Genomic DNA, 15,474 nt, shown 5'->3' on the forward strand with positions numbered 1-15,474 from the left:
GGGTGGATCAGGGTAACAACCATTTTGATGTTGTCGCCCGGCATTACCATCTCTACGCCTTCCGGCAGTTCGATGGTACCAGTCACGTCAGTAGTACGGAAGTAGAACTGCGGACGGTAGCCTTTGAAGAACGGAGTATGACGGCCGCCTTCGTCTTTGGACAGAATGTACACTTCAGATTCGAACTTGGTGTGCGGCTTGATAGAGCCCGGCTTAGCCAGTACCTGACCACGTTCGATTTCTTCACGTTTGATACCACGCAGCAGAACACCAACGTTCTCACCAGCACGGCCTTCGTCCAGCAGTTTGCGGAACATTTCAACGCCAGTACAGGTAGACTTAGCAGTCTCTTTGATACCAACGATTTCAACTTCTTCACCAACTTTGATGATACCGCGCTCTACACGACCGGTAACAACGGTACCACGACCGGAGATGGAGAATACGTCTTCGATAGGCAGCAGGAACGGCTTGTCAATCGCACGCTCTGGTTCTGGGATGTAAGAATCCAGGAAGCCAGCCAGTTCGATGATTTTCGCTTCCCACTCTGCTTCGCCTTCCAGCGCTTTCAGAGCAGAACCACGAACGATCGGAGTGTCGTCGCCCGGGAAATCGTACTGAGACAGAAGTTCACGAACTTCCATTTCTACCAGTTCCAGCAGCTCTTCGTCATCAACCATGTCGCATTTGTTCAGGAACACGATGATGTACGGAACACCTACCTGACGACCCAGCAGGATGTGCTCACGAGTCTGCGGCATCGGGCCGTCAGTCGCAGCAACAACCAGGATCGCGCCGTCCATCTGCGCAGCACCGGTGATCATGTTTTTAACATAGTCGGCGTGGCCCGGGCAGTCTACGTGTGCGTAGTGGCGAGTCGGGGTGTCATATTCAACGTGAGAAGTGTTGATGGTGATACCACGAGCTTTTTCTTCCGGCGCGTTATCGATCTGGTCGAATGCACGAGCAGCACCGCCGTAGGTTTTAGCCAGTACGGTAGTGATTGCAGCGGTCAGGGTAGTTTTACCGTGGTCAACGTGGCCGATGGTGCCGACGTTAACGTGCGGTTTTGTACGTTCAAATTTTTCTTTAGACACGGCTATATTCCTTACTATAGTGCTCTCCCCTATGGAGAGAGCACGGGACTTAGGTTTTAATCCTGTGGATTATTTACCACGGGCTTCAATAACGGCCTGAGCAACGTTGTTCGGCGCATCGTCGTACTTCAGGAACTCCATGGAGTAAGAAGCACGGCCTTTGGTCAGAGAACGCAGCTGGGTTGCATATCCGAACATTTCAGACAGCGGAACTTCAGCATGGATAACAACGCCAGTGACGTTGGATTCCTGACCACGAAGCATACCACGACGGCGGCTCAAGTCACCGATTACGTCACCGGTGTTCTCTTCCGGAGTCTCTACTTCAACCTTCATGATAGGCTCAAGCAGAACTGGTTTCGCTTTCTTAAAGCCATCTTTGAAGGCGATAGAAGCGGCCAGTTTAAACGCCAGCTCAGAGGAGTCAACGTCATGGTAAGAACCGAAGTGCAGACGCACGCCCAGATCAACAACCGGGTAACCAGCCAGCGGGCCAGATTTCAGCTGTTCCTGGATGCCTTTATCAACGGCCGGGATGTATTCGCCAGGAATTACACCACCTTTGATGTCGTTGATGAACTCGTAGCCTTTCGGGTTTGAACCCGGCTCCAGCGGGTACATGTCGATAACAACATGACCGTACTGACCGCGACCACCAGACTGCTTAGCGTGTTTACCTTCGATATCGGTAACTTTCGCGCGAATCGCTTCACGGTAAGCAACCTGAGGTTTACCGACGTTCGCTTCAACGTTGAATTCACGCTTCATACGGTCAACGATGATGTCGAGGTGCAGCTCACCCATACCAGCGATAATGGTCTGGTTAGATTCTTCGTCAGTCCATACGCGGAATGACGGGTCTTCTTTCGCCAGACGGCCCAGAGCCAGACCCATTTTTTCCTGGTCAGCTTTGGTTTTCGGTTCTACCGCGATGGAAATTACCGGCTCAGGGAATTCCATACGTTCCAGAATGATCGGGTGATCCGGGTCACACAGAGTGTCACCAGTGGTCACGTCTTTCAGACCGATTGCAGCAGCGATATCGCCCGCGCGAACTTCTTTGATCTCTTCACGTTTGTTAGCGTGCATCTGTACGATACGGCCGAAACGTTCACGTGCAGTTTTCACGGAGTTCAGGATGGTGTCACCGGAGTTAACCACACCAGAGTACACACGGAAGAAGGTCAGGTTACCCACGAACGGGTCGGTAGCGATTTTGAATGCCAGAGCAGCAAACGGCTCGTCATCGCTAGCATGACGCTCAGCAGGAGTATCTTTACCGTCGTCCAGAATACCGTTGATCGCAGGTACGTCTACTGGGGATGGCAGGTAATCAATTACCGCATCCAGCATCGCCTGAACACCTTTGTTCTTGAACGCAGAACCACAGGTTACCAGGATGATTTCGTTGTTCAGAACGCGCTGACGCAGAGCTTTTTTGATCTCTTCTTCAGTCAGTTCTTCACCACCCAGGTATTTCTCCATCAGCTCTTCTGAAGCTTCTGCAGCGGACTCGATCAGGTTCTGGTGCCATTCTTCAGCCAGTTCCTGCATGTCAGCCGGGATATCTTCATAAGTGAAGGTTACACCTGCATCTTCTTCGTTCCAGTTGATGGCTTTCATTTTCACCAGGTCAACAACACCGGTGAACGCTTCTTCAGCGCCAATTGCCAGCTGCAGCGGAACAGGGTTCGCGCCCAGACGGGTTTTGATCTGACCAACAACTTTCAGGAAGTTCGCACCCATACGGTCCATTTTGTTAACGAACGCAATGCGCGGAACTTTATATTTGTTTGCCTGACGCCATACGGTTTCAGACTGAGGCTGAACACCACCAACTGCGCAGTAAACCATTACTGCACCATCAAGCACACGCATGGAACGTTCTACTTCGATAGTGAAGTCAACGTGCCCCGGGGTGTCGATGATGTTTACGCGATGCGGTTCATACTGCTTAGCCATACCAGACCAGAATGCAGTAGTCGCTGCGGAGGTGATAGTAATACCACGTTCCTGCTCCTGCTCCATCCAGTCCATGGTGGCTGCGCCGTCATGAACTTCACCGATTTTATGGTTTACACCGGTGTAGAACAGAATACGTTCGGTAGTAGTGGTTTTACCGGCGTCGATGTGCGCACTGATACCGATGTTACGGTAGCGCGCGATGGGTGTTGTACGAGCCATTTGATTCCTCGTTTATCTTTTAGGCGTTCAATTTAAGTAGCCCAAAGCGGGCTGCTTACTAGAAGCGCCCGCCTGGTGACTAAAACTCCGAAGGGATTACCAACGGTAGTGTGCGAACGCCTTGTTGGCTTCTGCCATACGGTGAACGTCTTCACGTTTCTTAACTGCAGTACCTTTGTTTTCTGCAGCATCAGAAAGTTCGTTCGCCAGGCGCAGAGCCATGGATTTATCACCGCGTTTACGAGCAGCTTCAACGATCCAACGCATTGCCAGAGCATTACGACGGACCGGACGGACTTCAACTGGTACCTGATAAGTAGAACCACCAACGCGGCGAGACTTAACTTCGACAGTCGGGCGCACGTTTTCGAGAGCTACTTCGAAAGCTTCCAGTTCGTTTTTACCAGAACGCTGAGCCAGGGTCTCCAGCGCGCTGTATACGATAGTTTCGGCAGTAGATTTTTTACCATCTACCATCAGGATATTTACAAATTTAGCCAGCAGTTCTGATCCGAACTTCGGATCCGGCAGAATTTTACGCTGACCAATGACGCGACGACGTGGCATGGAAATACTCCGTTGTTAATTCAGGATTGTCCAAAACTCTAAGAGTTTAGTTTGACATTAATATAAAACGTTTGGCCTTACTTAACGGAGAACCATTAAGCCTTAGGACGTTTCACGCCATACTTGGAGCGTGATTGCTTACGGTCTTTAACGCCGGAGCAGTCAAGCGCACCACGAACGGTGTGGTAACGAACACCCGGGAGGTCTTTTACACGACCGCCACGGATCAGGATCACGGAGTGCTCCTGCAGGTTGTGACCTTCACCACCGATGTAGGAAGTCACTTCAAAACCGTTAGTCAGACGAACACGGCAAACTTTACGCAGTGCGGAGTTCGGTTTTTTAGGAGTGGTAGTATATACACGAGTACATACGCCACGTTTCTGCGGGCATGCTTCCAGCGCAGGCACGTTGCTTTTTGCAACTTTGCGTGCACGTGGTTTGCGTACCAGCTGGTTAACTGTTGCCATTAAATAGCTCCTGGTTTTAGCTTTTGCTTCGTAAACACGTAATAAAACGACCTCATACAATATGAGGACGCAGAATTTTAGGTCGGTGTCGAAAAGGTGTCAAGAAATATACAACGATCCCACAATTACCAGGACATCTGGCTGGGATGTTTCACCGTAAGTCTGACGAAGTCAGTATAGCTAACCCTGACGACACTGTCTGAAATTTGACCACTCAACCCGCGGGCCTTAATGTCTTCTTCCAGTACATAGACCTTAATGGAGGCATTTTGCAGACTTTCAAGGAAGCGGCTGCCTTCGATTGCCGCCGTCACACCATCCTGGAGCAATAAAAGTTCATCGTCTTTATCTATCAGGCGAAGAAGAGAGGAGAAATCGGTAAGCCACGCGGAGCGATGTAGTGTGTGCAGCATGAGAGTCTCAAAACCTTAAAATGACGTCAAAGTTGCCTAACTCACGGCGTAAATCTTCCGGTTCAAGCGCTGTCGCATCGACCACAAAATTAACCCCCTGCTGAAGGCCCCGCTCGCGTAATGAAGCGGCGCACAGCCAACATTGATCGATATCGTACAACCCTAACAGCTTGAAGGTTGCGATATAGTCTCGCGCCAGCACGGCATCCGGTTGTTGTCCCTGGAGGATTTGAAAGACGCCATCGCCGATAAAAAACACGCCGAGGTCTTCCGTTAATGCAGATGTCGCCAGCAATGCATCTAATCCTTCACGGCCTGATGCGCTGCCGTGCGGTACGGTAGAAAAAACAAAAGCAACACGTTTCATCAGAACTGCACCACGCGATCGCAGGTCAGGGATGCCTCAGCCAGCGATCCAAGCCCGCTGAGGTTAAAACCTGGTTGTAAATTAGCCCCTGCCAGCCCCAGCCGCTTTGCCTCAGTTTCATCAACAACGCCGCGACGCAACGCCGCCGCCACGCAGATATTCAGCGTTACACCATGCTGTTGGTTCAGCTGTTGCCAGGCCCGCACCAGATCATATTCATCACTGGCGGGTGAAGTCAGGAAATTGGCGTTATATACACCTTCACGATAGAAAAAGACGCTGCATAACTCATGCCCTTCTTCGAGAAGCGCATGAGCAAATTGCAACGCGCTACTCGCCTGCTGCGTGCCATAAGCAGGCCCTGTCACCATGATGGCAAAACGCATTACTTGTCTTGCCCCTGGAAATCGCCGCTTTTGAACTGACGAATATAGAGGTAGACCGTATGTTTGGAGATGTTCAGCCGATCGGCGACCTGGTTGATGGCATCTTTAATATCGAAGATGCCTTTCTCATATAAATTCAGGACGATCTGGCGGTTCTTCGCGTTGTTGGAAACATTGCGATCGGCATTCACTTCTTCGATCGTGAATTCCAGCGTCTGGGTAACCAGATCTTCCACCGAAGAAGCGAAGTTGACGGCAGAGCCCACTTCCGGGGTTTCCGGTGGGATAAAGGTATTCATTATCTGCGAGAAAGGAACATCAAGGTTCATGTTGATGCACAGCAGACCAATCACGCGATGCTCACGGTTGCGAATGGCAATCGTCACCGACTTCATCAAGACACCGCTTTTCGCACGTGTGAAGTAACACTTCGACACGCTGCTATCCGCACCCGTCATATCATGCAGCATACGCAACGCAAGGTCGGTAATCGGTGAGCCAATTTTACGGCCCGTGTGTTCACCGTTAGCAATGCGGATGGCCGAGCATTTCAAATCCTGCAAAGAGTGCAATACGATTTCACAATGGGAACCAATGAGCATCGCCAACCCGTCCACTACCGCTTCGTAGGATTTGAGGATATCGAAGTCGGTTTGATCGAAAGGACGTTGATCCAGCAAATCTAGCTCACTGGTTTCGTTGGTTAAAAGCGACCTGGACATGAAAAAAAGCACTCCTTTTCAGGAGCCTGTCGTTATGTTGTCAGGGCAGGCTCATCACTATTATAGGGGCATCTAAAGTAATACAGCGCACAAGGCGCTTTCCAGTATTAATTATATCCTGTCGATAATAAAAAACCGCCGCCCTGTGGGCGGCGGTTTTTGTTAGCTTATTTTTTGCTGCTGTCTGCAGCTTTATCTGCCGGTGCAGCATCTGGCTGCGCGTCAGCTTTCGGTGCCGGTTTGATGTCTAACAGTTCAACATCAAAGACCAGCGTAGAGTTGGCCGGAATACCCGGGACGCCGGTTTTGCCGTAAGCCAGATCCGGTGGGATAACCAGCTGGATTTTGCCGCCTTTCTTGATGTTTTTCAGGCCTTCAGTCCAACCAGGGATTACACCGTCAAGACGGAAAGACAGCGGCTCACCACGGGTGTAGGAGTTATCAAACTCTTTACCATCGATCAGCGTACCTTTGTAGTTGACTACCACCGTATCGCTGTCTTTCGGTGCAGCGCCAGTACCTTCTTTCTCTACTTTGTAGACCAGGCCAGTAGAAGAGGTTTTAACGCCTTTCTCTTTAGCAAATTTCTCGCGGTAAACTTTACCTTTGGCTTCGTTGTCAGCCGCGTCTTTTTCCATTTTCGCCTGGGCGGAGCTCTTCACGCGCGCTTCAAACGCCTGCAGAGTTTGTTCGATTTCCTGGTCAGACAGTTTGCTCTTGTCTGCAAACGCATCCTGAACACCAGCGATCAGCTGATCTTTATCCAGTTTGATGCCCAGTTTTTCCTGCTCTTTCAGAGAGTTTTCCATATAACGACCCAGGGACGCGCCCAGCGCGTAAGCGGCTTTTTGGTCGTCATTCTTGAATGCTGCTTTGCTGTCAGCAGTAGCGGCTGGTTTCGCAGCATCAGCAGCGAAGGTGATCGGGGCATGCAGAGCAACAGCCATTGTGGTCGCCAGCAGCGTTACTTTAAACAGTGATTTCATCCATATCTCCAGGGCCGGGGCATCTCACCCCAGGGTTAGCTAACATAAAAATGTACTATAAAGCGTTGCAGAACAAATCAACATACAGGCACGCCCTATTATCACCACTTTTCAGACTCTTTTTGTTTAAATTAGTTTCGTTACCGAAGATTGAGTGCTGTGCAAACAGGCAAAGTTAAGTAGAATTCGCCGCAGTCCGCGATCTGCCGGAGAAAAAAGAAAGAGGTGAATCATGCAGGATACAACAATGGAAACTCGCCTGGCTGAACTGGAAAGTCGCCTGGCATTTCAGGAGATCACCATTGAAGAGCTCAACGTGACGGTGACCGCGCATGAACTGGAAATGGCCAAACTGCGCGACCATCTGCGTCTGCTGACAGAAAAGCTCAAAGCAACGCAGCCGTCCCACATTGCGTCGCAGTCTGAAGAGACCCCGCCGCCACATTATTGAGACGTAAAAAAAGCGGGGATATCCCCGCTTTTTTGTGCCGGATGACGACGTAAACGTCTTATCCGGCCTACGGTAGGCCTGATAAGCGTAGCGCCATCAGGCAATCATACCGATCAGTGGCAACCGCAGCCGCCGCCGTTACCTTTACCGCCACCGCCGCAGCAGCCTTCGCCACCGTGCTCGTGACCATGGTCGTGACCGTGGCCACCGCAGCAACCGTCATGACCGTGGTCATGATCGTGGTCGTGACCGTGCGCACCGTGAACGTGGCCGTGAGCCAGTTCTTCTTCGGTCGCTTCGCGGATAGCAACAACTTCTACGTTGAATTTCAGATTCTGGCCAGCCAGCATGTGGTTACCGTCAACCACAACGTGGTCGTCTTCCACTTCGGTAATTTCTACCGGTACTGGACCCTGGTCAGTTTCAGCCAGGAAACGCATGCCAACCTGCAGTTCGTCAACGCCCATGAAGACGTCTTTAGGAACGCGCTGCACCAGGTTTTCGTCGTACTGACCGTATGCGTCGTTTGCGCCAACAGCAACATCGAATTTGTCGCCAACTTCATGACCGTCCAGCGCTGTTTCCAGGCCAGAAATCAGGGAACCGTGACCATGCAGGTAGTCCAGCGGTGCACTCACCGGAGACTCATCAACCAACACACCGTCTTCTGTACGTACCTGATAGGCCAGGCTGACCACCAGGTCCTTTGCTACTTTCATGATATCTCCTGAGCATGGAAAGAATAGTGGCGCAGATTGTAGCGGAATTCTGCACCCGTGTACCCTCTAGCTTAAAAAAAGCTGCGCCATATCGCTAGTCCGGATGAAAAATCCCGATCACTTGCTCTTCTTTGCGAACGTGCTCGCGCGCCTCTTTATCCGCTTCCCGCATCTGATGACCGCACTTAACACACTCAACAATATCGATATTATTTTCGCGCCACATCGCCAGCGTATCCTGCGACTGGCAGGACGGACATTTTGCACCTGCGATAAAACGTTTACGAATTGCCATGGTTATCCTCTACTCAAATTCATCCCAGCCATCCAACTGACGTCGCTCTTGCTGCATCTCTCGTTGGAAAATTTCCTCCAGCTCGCGTCGGGCTTCCCTGGCTCGAGAGATTTGTACCGTATCTGTATGCATGGGGATCAGTTCCCGCAGCATGCGCATATCCAGCCGCCGAAAATGCAGCTGAGCGCGCTGAGCCTGGTGCGGATGCATTCCCAGTGTAACCAGCGTTTTACGCCCCAACTCCAGCGCACTGGAGAACGTTTCGCGGGAAAACTGCGTCACACCAGCCTGTAATAACTCATGTGCCTCTACACGTCCGCGCGCTCGCGCAAGAATATGCAAATGCGGAAAATACTGTTGGCACAGTTCCACCAGTTTCATGGTGTCTTCAGGCTCATTACACGTAATAACAATAGATTGCGCCGCCTCTGCCCCTGCGGAGCGCAACAGTTCCACCTGCGTGGCATCACCGTAATAAACCTTATAGCCATATTTACGCATCAGATTCACCGCGCTGATATCCCGCTCCAGAACGGTAATGCGCATTTTATTGGCCATCAACAGGCGACCAATAACCTGACCAAAACGCCCAAACCCCACCACAATCACCTGCGGTTTATCATCTTCCACCCAGGGTTTTTCATCTTCCTCATCCGTGCCGTTAAACTGGCGGGAGAGCCATTTATCAATCAGCTTCATCACCAGCGGTGTGGTCATCATCGACAGCGTGACGGTCACCAGCAGCAACGCCATTTGGTCGCCCTGAAACAGCCGTTGCGAGGATGCCGTTGAAAACAGCACGAAAGCGAATTCACCACCCTGACTTAAAACCCCGGCAAATTGCATCCGTTCAGAGCTTCTCATGCCGTTAAGACGCGCCAGCACATACAGCACCAGCATTTTTACGACCACCAGCACTATCACGCTCGCTGCCACCCACAGAATATGGGTGTAGAGCACGCCGAGGTTGAGCGACATGCCAACGGAGATAAAAAACAGCCCGAGCAACAGGCCTTTAAACGGATCGATTGCCGTTTCCAGCTCATGTCGGTATTCGCTTTCCGCCAGCAGCACGCCCGCGATAAACGTTCCCAGCGCCATTGACAGCCCCAGCGCATCCATAAATAGAGCAGAACCCAGCACCAACAGCAGCGTGGCAGCGGTGAACACTTCCCGCACGCCAGAATCCGCAATAAAGCGGAAAACCGGACGCAGCAAATAGCGACCGCCAATCAGCATGCCGGCAAAGGCCAGCACCTTCATTCCCACTTTGATCCAGTCAAAATGTTCGTCAGCAGAACCCGCCAGCAGCGGAACCAGTGCCAGCGCGGGGATCACCGCCAGATCCTGAAACAGCAGTACCGAAAAACCCAGTTGTCCGGATTCACTGCGGTTCATGCCTTTTTCGCGCATCAACTGTAGCGCCATAGCGGTCGATGACATCGCCAGACCAATGCCGCCAACCACTGCCGCCTGCCAGGAGAACGCAGTGAGCATCAATAATCCGGCCAGCACCACCGCGCTCAGCATCACCTGCGCGGCACCGACGCCAAAAATTGAACGCCGCAGTTGCCACAGTTTGGCGGGATTAAGTTCCAGCCCAATGATGAACATCAGAAAGACTACGCCCAGCTCGGAGAAGTGCAGAATTTCATCCACATCGCTGATGAATCCTAATCCCCACGGGCCGATAGCAATACCCGCCAGCAAGTAACCCAGCACAGGACCGATACCCAGCTTTGAGGCCAGGGGAACTGCAGCCACCGCCGCGAAGAGGAACAACACTCCCGCTGTCAATAAATCAGAACCTTCCATTAGCGGCCTCCCACAGGGATTGGATTCGCCAGCCAGTCACCATACGCTTTCGCATGGCTGTCCAGCTCCTGCTTCGTTTGCCGTCTGGCCCAGTAAACGATAATTGGGCTCATCCAGTGCATGCGGCACATACCGGCCGTTAGCTCGAAAGGACGCAGCACATCGCTCATTGGATAACGGTTTAGCGCGTCATAGCGGTAGGCACTTTCCGGTTCTCCGGTAGTGATAACGCTACGCCAGTACTTTCCCGCCAGTTGATTCCCTCCGGGACCGCTGGCAAATCCGCGGCTCAGTACGCGGTCAAGCCATTCCTTTAACAGCGCCGGACAGCTATAGGTATAGAGTGGGTGCTGAAAAACAATCACATCATGCTCACGCAGCAGCGCCTGTTCATGCGGAATATCGATAAAAAAATCAGGATAGTGCGCGTAAAGGTCGTGCACGGTAACATTGCTGAGCTGCATGGCCGGTTTAAGCAGAACACGGTTCGCGACCGAGTCCTGAGATTCCGGATGGGCATACAGCAGCAAGACTTTCGCTGGCTGGAACATCATCCCCCTCCCGGTTTTGTCTTTTGTCTATTTTCGACGTTTTGGGCTACCATTGCGCCTCGGTGCGGCAAACGGCCCACACATTACATTATCATAATGATAAATTAACATAGTCTGAACATACGGCGCCTTATGATTGTTTTCTCATCGTTACAAATTCGTCGCGGCGTGCGCGTCTTGCTGGACAATGCCACGGCCACCATTAATCCAGGGCAGAAGGTTGGCCTGGTGGGTAAAAATGGCTGCGGTAAATCTACCCTGCTGGCATTGCTGAAAAATGAACTCAGCGCCGACGCTGGAGGATTTACCTATCCGGGAAACTGGCAGCTCGCGTGGGTGAATCAGGAAACGCCTGCGTTGCCACAGCCCGCGCTGGAGTACGTCATTGACGGCGACCGCGAGTATCGTCAACTGGAAGCGCAGTTGAACGACGCTAACGAACGTAACGATGGACATGCCATTGCCACTGTCCATGGCAAGCTGGATGCCATCGACGCCTGGACTGTGCGCTCACGCGCCGCCAGCCTGCTGCATGGCCTCGGCTTCTCCAACGAACAGCTTGAGCGCCCGGTCAGCGACTTCTCCGGTGGCTGGCGTATGCGTCTCAACCTGGCCCAGGCGCTGATTTGCCGTTCAGACCTACTGCTGCTCGATGAACCCACCAACCACCTCGATCTCGACGCGGTGATCTGGCTGGAAAGATGGCTGAAAAGCTATCAGGGTACGCTGATTTTGATCTCCCACGATCGCGACTTCCTCGATCCGGTGGTAGATAAAATTATCCATATCGAACAGCAAACCATGTTCGAGTACACCGGCAACTACAGCGCGTTTGAAATCCAGCGGGCGACGCGCCTCGCACAGCAACAGGCAATGTACGAAAGCCAGCAGGAGCGCGTGGCGCATCTGCAAAGCTATATCGATCGTTTCCGCGCTAAAGCAACGAAAGCGAAGCAGGCACAGAGCCGTATCAAAATGCTGGAACGCATGGAGCTGATTGCCCCAGCGCACGTGGACAACCCGTTCCACTTCAGCTTCCGTGAGCCGGAAAGCCTGCCAAACCCGCTGCTGAAGATGGAAAAGGTCAGCGCTGGCTACGGCGATCGCGCCATTCTCGATTCGATCAAACTGAATCTGGTGCCGGGTTCCCGCATCGGCCTGCTCGGTCGCAACGGCGCGGGTAAATCGACGCTGATTAAGCTGCTGGCCGGCGAACTGGCCCCCATCAGCGGCGAGATTGGCCTGGCGAAAGGCATCAAGCTGGGCTACTTCGCGCAGCACCAGCTGGAGTTTTTACGCGCCGATGAATCACCCATTCAGCATCTGGCACGCATGGCACCGCAGGAGTTGGAACAGAAATTGCGTGACTACCTGGGTGGATTCGGCTTCCAGGGCGATAAAGTCAGCGAAGAGACACGCCGCTTCTCCGGTGGCGAAAAAGCGCGTCTGGTGCTGGCGTTGATCGTCTGGCAGCGCCCTAACCTACTGCTGCTCGATGAACCGACCAACCACCTGGACTTGGATATGCGTCAGGCGCTGACCGAGGCGCTGATCGACTTTGAAGGCGCGCTGGTTGTCGTCTCGCACGACCGTCACCTGATCCGCTCCACCACCGACGACCTCTATCTGGTACACGACAAGAAAGTCGAGCCGTTTGATGGCGATCTGGAGGATTATCAGCAGTGGCTGAGCGATGTCCAGAAACAGGAAAACCAGGGCGACGAACCGGCGAAAGAGAGCGTTAACAGCGCCCAGGCGCGTAAAGACCAGAAGCGCCGCGAAGCGGAACTGCGCTCCCTGACGCAGCCGCTGCGTAAAGAGATTACCCGTCTGGAAAAAGAGATGGAGAAACTGCACGCACAGCTGGCGCAGGCGGAAGAAAAACTCGGCGACAGCGAACTGTACGACCAAAGTCGCAAAGCCGAACTTACCGCCTGTTTGCAGCAGCAGGCCAGTGCGAAATCCGGGCTGGAAGAGTGTGAAATGGCCTGGCTGGGGGCTCAGGAGCAGCTTGAGCAAATGCTCGCCGAGTCGTCATGATTGCCGGAGAAGGCGAAGCTGCCATCCGGCGCCAGAGCCGAAAATGCCTGATGAGGACGCTCGCGCGTCTTATCAGGCCTACGTTTCGTTGACGTAGTTGTGACCCAATCTCGCGTAACCTGCTGACTGACTAGCGACAAAATCACATATTGGCTAACCCGCACGCGCTGTGCGCGGTATAGTTACTCTTTCCGATTATTAATTGCTCCGGTGTTATGGTTGAAATCACGTCCACAGAAATGACCCCACCTACCGACGATTCGCGAGAATTCCGCCCGATGCGCGGTATCAGTAACCGCCATCTGCAGACGATGCTGCCGCGTTTAATTCGCCGCAAGGTGAAGTTCGACGCCCACTGGCAGCGTCTGGAATTGCCCGACGGTGATTTCGTCGATCTGGCGTGGAGCGAAGATCCGCAACAGGCGAAACACAAACCGCGCCTGGTGGTTTTTCACGGTCTGGAAGGCAGTCTAAACAGCCCCTACGCACATGGCCTGATTGAAGCAGCACAAAAGCGCGGCTGGCTGGGCGTGGTAATGCATTTTCGCGGCTGCAGCGGCGAACCCAATCGTCTGAACCGCATTTATCACTCGGGCGAAACAGAAGATGGCACCTGGTTTTTACACTGGCTGGAGCGTGAGTTCGGTCGCGTACCGACCGCGGCGGTAGGTTATTCACTCGGTGGAAACATGCTGGCTTGCCTGCTGGCAAAAGAAGGCAACGATATTCCGATAGATGCGGCGGTTATCGTTTCTGCACCTTTCGTGCTCGAAGCCTGTAGCTACCATATGGACAAGGGCTTCTCCCGGGTCTACCAGCGCTACCTGCTCAATCTGTTGAAAGCCAATGCCTCACGTAAGCTTGAAGCTTATCCAGGTTCGCTGCCGGTGAGTCTGGCCCAGTTGAAATCTTTACGCCGCATTCGCGATTTTGACGATCTAATCACCGCCAAAATCCACGGTTTCGCCGATGCTATAGACTATTACCGCCAGTGCAGCGCCATGCCGTTGCTCAATCGGATCGCCAAACCAACGCTGATTATCCATGCGAAAGACGATCCGTTTATGGATCATCATGTGATCCCGAAACCGGAAAATCTGCCCTCACAGGTGGAGTACCAGCTTACTGAACACGGCGGCCACGTTGGATTTATAGGTGGCACGGTGCGCCGTCCTGAGATGTGGCTGGAATCAAGAATCCCGGACTGGCTGACAACGTATCTGGAGGCATCATCATGATTATCCCATGGCAAGATATCTCCCCGGACGCGCTGGACAATTTGATTGAAAGCTTTGTCTTGCGCGAAGGCACCGATTATGGTGAACATGAACGCTCGCTCGAACAAAAAGTCGCCGACGTCAAACGCCAACTACAATCAGGTGAAGCCGTGCTGGTGTGGTCTGAACTGCATGAAACGGTCAACATTATGCCGAGGAAGCAGATTCACGAGTAATCCGTAGCCGCCGGCCGACTTTACTATAATTACAACCATTTCATGGAGTTGTTATGTCTGCCAAACATCCGGTGATTGCGGTAACAGGATCCAGCGGCGCGGGGACCACTACCACCAGCCTCGCGTTTCGTAAAATTTTCGCGCAGTTAAATCTGCGCGCCGCCGAGGTGGAAGGTGACAGTTTTCATCGCTATACCCGTCCGGAAATGGATATGGCGATTCGCAAAGCACGCGATGCCGGGCGGCATATCAGCTATTTTGGCCCCGAAGCTAATGACTTCGGCTTGCTGGAACAAACCTTCATCGAATACGGTCAGACGGGCAAAGGCCAGTCGCGAAAATATCTGCACACTTACGATGAGGCCGTACCATGGAACCAGGTTCCGGGTACATTCACGCCCTGGCAGCCGCTGCCTGAACCGACGGATGTACTGTTCTACGAAGGGCTGCACGGCGGTGTCGTCACCCCGCAGCAAAACGTGGCCCGGCATGTCGATCTGCTGGTTGGCGTGGTACCTATCGTAAACCTGGAATGGATCCAGAAGCTGACTCGCGATACCAGCGAGCGTGGCCATTCGCGTGAAGCGGTGATGGACTCGGTGGTGCGCTCAATGGACGATTACATCAATTACATCACGCCGCAGTTTTCCCGGACGCATATTAACTTCCAGCGCGTACCGACCGTCGATACCTCTAATCCCTTTGCCGCTAAGAGTACTCCGTCACTGGATGAAAGCTTTGTCGTGATTCATTTTCGTAACCTGGAAGGGATCGACTTCCCGTGGTTACTGGCCATGCTGCAGGGCTCATTCATTTCCCATATCAATACGTTAGTCGTACCTGGCGGCAAAATGGGTCTGGCGATGGAATTGATTATGCTGCCGCTGGTACAGCGACTGATGGAAGGTAAGAAGATAGAGTGATTTAGTCTTTTGCCTGATGGCAGCTGATGCCTTAT

Annotated in this window: 17 protein-coding genes and 1 pseudogene; 5 read left to right on the forward strand and 13 right to left on the reverse strand. The window is 52.7% G+C overall.

Annotated features, from left to right (window positions below):
• From tuf to fkpA, 9 genes are all read right to left on the reverse strand, one after another.
• The coding region (gene tuf / locus OGX89_RS12725) for an elongation factor Tu (protein ID WP_118262821.1) at nt 1-1,097 on the reverse strand (1,097 nt) is incomplete at its 3' end.
• Nucleotides 1,098-1,166: 69 nt separating this feature from the next.
• Nucleotides 1,167-3,281, reverse strand: coding sequence for an elongation factor G (gene fusA / locus OGX89_RS12730; RefSeq protein WP_003023659.1), 2,115 nt, complete (start codon nt 3,279-3,281; stop codon nt 1,167-1,169).
• Between the two features lie 96 nt (nt 3,282-3,377).
• The gene (gene rpsG, locus OGX89_RS12735) at nt 3,378-3,848 is read right to left on the reverse strand and encodes a 30S ribosomal protein S7 (RefSeq protein ID WP_003023657.1); all 471 of its coding nucleotides are present in this window, start codon (nt 3,846-3,848) and stop codon (nt 3,378-3,380) included.
• Between the two features lie 95 nt (nt 3,849-3,943).
• Nucleotides 3,944-4,318, reverse strand: a complete 375-nt coding sequence (gene rpsL / locus OGX89_RS12740) for a 30S ribosomal protein S12 (RefSeq protein ID WP_003023654.1) — start codon at nt 4,316-4,318, stop codon at nt 3,944-3,946.
• A 125-nt stretch (nt 4,319-4,443) separates the two neighbouring features.
• Nucleotides 4,444-4,731, reverse strand: a complete 288-nt coding sequence (gene tusB / locus OGX89_RS12745; RefSeq protein WP_003023651.1) for a sulfurtransferase complex subunit TusB — start codon at nt 4,729-4,731, stop codon at nt 4,444-4,446.
• Between the two features lie 7 nt (nt 4,732-4,738).
• Entirely contained in the window at nt 4,739-5,098 is a 360-nt protein-coding gene (gene tusC, locus OGX89_RS12750) for a sulfurtransferase complex subunit TusC (protein ID WP_003827771.1), read from the reverse strand.
• Entirely contained in the window at nt 5,098-5,484 is a 387-nt protein-coding gene (gene tusD, locus OGX89_RS12755; protein ID WP_003827770.1) for a sulfurtransferase complex subunit TusD, read from the reverse strand. Before tusD ends, tusC begins: the two co-directional genes overlap by 1 nt.
• Entirely contained in the window at nt 5,484-6,206 is a 723-nt protein-coding gene (locus tag OGX89_RS12760) for a helix-turn-helix transcriptional regulator (protein ID WP_003023643.1), read from the reverse strand. Before OGX89_RS12760 ends, tusD begins: the two co-directional genes overlap by 1 nt.
• A gap of 167 nt (nt 6,207-6,373) precedes the next feature.
• Nucleotides 6,374-7,192 carry an FKBP-type peptidyl-prolyl cis-trans isomerase gene (gene fkpA, locus OGX89_RS12765; protein WP_003827768.1) on the reverse strand — a complete coding sequence of 273 codons (819 nt, stop codon included), beginning with the start codon at nt 7,190-7,192 and terminating at the stop codon, nt 6,374-6,376.
• A 232-nt stretch (nt 7,193-7,424) separates the two neighbouring features.
• On the opposite strand from fkpA, the gene OGX89_RS12770 reads away from it, so the two are divergent.
• Nucleotides 7,425-7,643: a protein SlyX gene (locus OGX89_RS12770; RefSeq protein WP_003023639.1), complete on the forward strand. Its 219-nt coding sequence runs from the start codon at nt 7,425-7,427 to the stop codon at nt 7,641-7,643.
• Nucleotides 7,644-7,756: 113 nt separating this feature from the next.
• Here the strand turns inward: OGX89_RS12770 and slyD are convergent, their stop codons facing one another.
• The 4 genes from slyD to kefG all read right to left on the reverse strand — a co-directional run bounded on the left by slyD (nt 7,757) and on the right by kefG (nt 11,023).
• Nucleotides 7,757-8,362 (reverse strand): peptidylprolyl isomerase, encoded by a 606-nt coding sequence (slyD, locus tag OGX89_RS12775; RefSeq protein ID WP_003023634.1) that lies wholly within the window; start codon nt 8,360-8,362, stop codon nt 7,757-7,759.
• 94 nt (nt 8,363-8,456) lie between these two features.
• Complete coding sequence (locus tag OGX89_RS12780; protein WP_003023632.1) at nt 8,457-8,657, reverse strand: YheV family putative zinc ribbon protein; 201 nt, start codon at nt 8,655-8,657, stop codon at nt 8,457-8,459.
• A gap of 9 nt (nt 8,658-8,666) precedes the next feature.
• The gene (gene kefB, locus OGX89_RS12785; RefSeq protein WP_003827759.1) at nt 8,667-10,472 is read right to left on the reverse strand and encodes a glutathione-regulated potassium-efflux system protein KefB; all 1,806 of its coding nucleotides are present in this window, start codon (nt 10,470-10,472) and stop codon (nt 8,667-8,669) included.
• Entirely contained in the window at nt 10,472-11,023 is a 552-nt protein-coding gene (gene kefG / locus OGX89_RS12790; RefSeq protein ID WP_003023629.1) for a glutathione-regulated potassium-efflux system ancillary protein KefG, read from the reverse strand. Before kefG ends, kefB begins: the two co-directional genes overlap by 1 nt.
• Nucleotides 11,024-11,155: 132 nt before the next feature.
• Here kefG and OGX89_RS12795 point away from each other — a divergent pair, with 132 nt between their 5' ends.
• The 4 genes and pseudogenes from OGX89_RS12795 to OGX89_RS12810 all read left to right on the forward strand — a co-directional run bounded on the left by OGX89_RS12795 (nt 11,156) and on the right by OGX89_RS12810 (nt 15,439).
• On the forward strand, nt 11,156-13,063 hold the full coding sequence (locus OGX89_RS12795) for an ABC transporter ATP-binding protein (protein WP_126956351.1): 1,908 nt from the start codon (nt 11,156-11,158) through the stop codon (nt 13,061-13,063).
• Between the two features lie 169 nt (nt 13,064-13,232).
• Nucleotides 13,233-14,301 (forward strand): annotated as a pseudogene (locus OGX89_RS12800) (hydrolase).
• On the forward strand, nt 14,298-14,516 hold the full coding sequence (locus OGX89_RS12805; RefSeq protein WP_003023615.1) for a YheU family protein: 219 nt from the start codon (nt 14,298-14,300) through the stop codon (nt 14,514-14,516). The pseudogene OGX89_RS12800 and the gene OGX89_RS12805 overlap by 4 nt, the downstream one beginning before the upstream one ends.
• Before the next feature lie 53 nt (nt 14,517-14,569).
• Entirely contained in the window at nt 14,570-15,439 is an 870-nt protein-coding gene (locus tag OGX89_RS12810) for a phosphoribulokinase (protein ID WP_286560593.1), read from the forward strand.
• Nucleotides 15,440-15,474 lie beyond the last annotated feature (35 nt).

The organism is Citrobacter sp. Cpo103, from assembly GCF_030332605.1.
GTDB classification, from domain to species: Bacteria; Pseudomonadota; Gammaproteobacteria; order Enterobacterales; family Enterobacteriaceae; genus Citrobacter; species Citrobacter portucalensis.

Excerpts from the sequence above, each read along its gene's own strand:
- OGX89_RS12810 (WP_286560593.1), top strand. The coding sequence starts at position 14,570 with ATGTCTGCCAAACATCCGGTGATTGCGGTAACAGGATCCAGCGGCGCG.
- fusA (WP_003023659.1), bottom strand. The coding sequence starts at position 3,281 with ATGGCTCGTACAACACCCATCGCGCGCTACCGTAACATCGGTATCAGT.
- tusD (WP_003827770.1), bottom strand. The coding sequence starts at position 5,484 with ATGCGTTTTGCCATCATGGTGACAGGGCCTGCTTATGGCACGCAGCAG.
- OGX89_RS12770 (WP_003023639.1), top strand. The coding sequence starts at position 7,425 with ATGCAGGATACAACAATGGAAACTCGCCTGGCTGAACTGGAAAGTCGC.
- kefG (WP_003023629.1), bottom strand. The coding sequence starts at position 11,023 with ATGTTCCAGCCAGCGAAAGTCTTGCTGCTGTATGCCCATCCGGAATCT.
- tusC (WP_003827771.1), bottom strand. The coding sequence starts at position 5,098 with ATGAAACGTGTTGCTTTTGTTTTTTCTACCGTACCGCACGGCAGCGCA.
- fkpA (WP_003827768.1), bottom strand. The coding sequence starts at position 7,192 with ATGAAATCACTGTTTAAAGTAACGCTGCTGGCGACCACAATGGCTGTT.
- tusB (WP_003023651.1), bottom strand. The coding sequence starts at position 4,731 with ATGCTGCACACACTACATCGCTCCGCGTGGCTTACCGATTTCTCCTCT.
- rpsL (WP_003023654.1), bottom strand. The coding sequence starts at position 4,318 with ATGGCAACAGTTAACCAGCTGGTACGCAAACCACGTGCACGCAAAGTT.
- kefB (WP_003827759.1), bottom strand. The coding sequence starts at position 10,472 with ATGGAAGGTTCTGATTTATTGACAGCGGGAGTGTTGTTCCTCTTCGCG.
- slyD (WP_003023634.1), bottom strand. The coding sequence starts at position 8,362 with ATGAAAGTAGCAAAGGACCTGGTGGTCAGCCTGGCCTATCAGGTACGT.
- OGX89_RS12805 (WP_003023615.1), top strand. The coding sequence starts at position 14,298 with ATGATTATCCCATGGCAAGATATCTCCCCGGACGCGCTGGACAATTTG.
- rpsG (WP_003023657.1), bottom strand. The coding sequence starts at position 3,848 with ATGCCACGTCGTCGCGTCATTGGTCAGCGTAAAATTCTGCCGGATCCG.
- OGX89_RS12760 (WP_003023643.1), bottom strand. The coding sequence starts at position 6,206 with ATGTCCAGGTCGCTTTTAACCAACGAAACCAGTGAGCTAGATTTGCTG.
- OGX89_RS12780 (WP_003023632.1), bottom strand. The coding sequence starts at position 8,657 with ATGGCAATTCGTAAACGTTTTATCGCAGGTGCAAAATGTCCGTCCTGC.
- OGX89_RS12795 (WP_126956351.1), top strand. The coding sequence starts at position 11,156 with ATGATTGTTTTCTCATCGTTACAAATTCGTCGCGGCGTGCGCGTCTTG.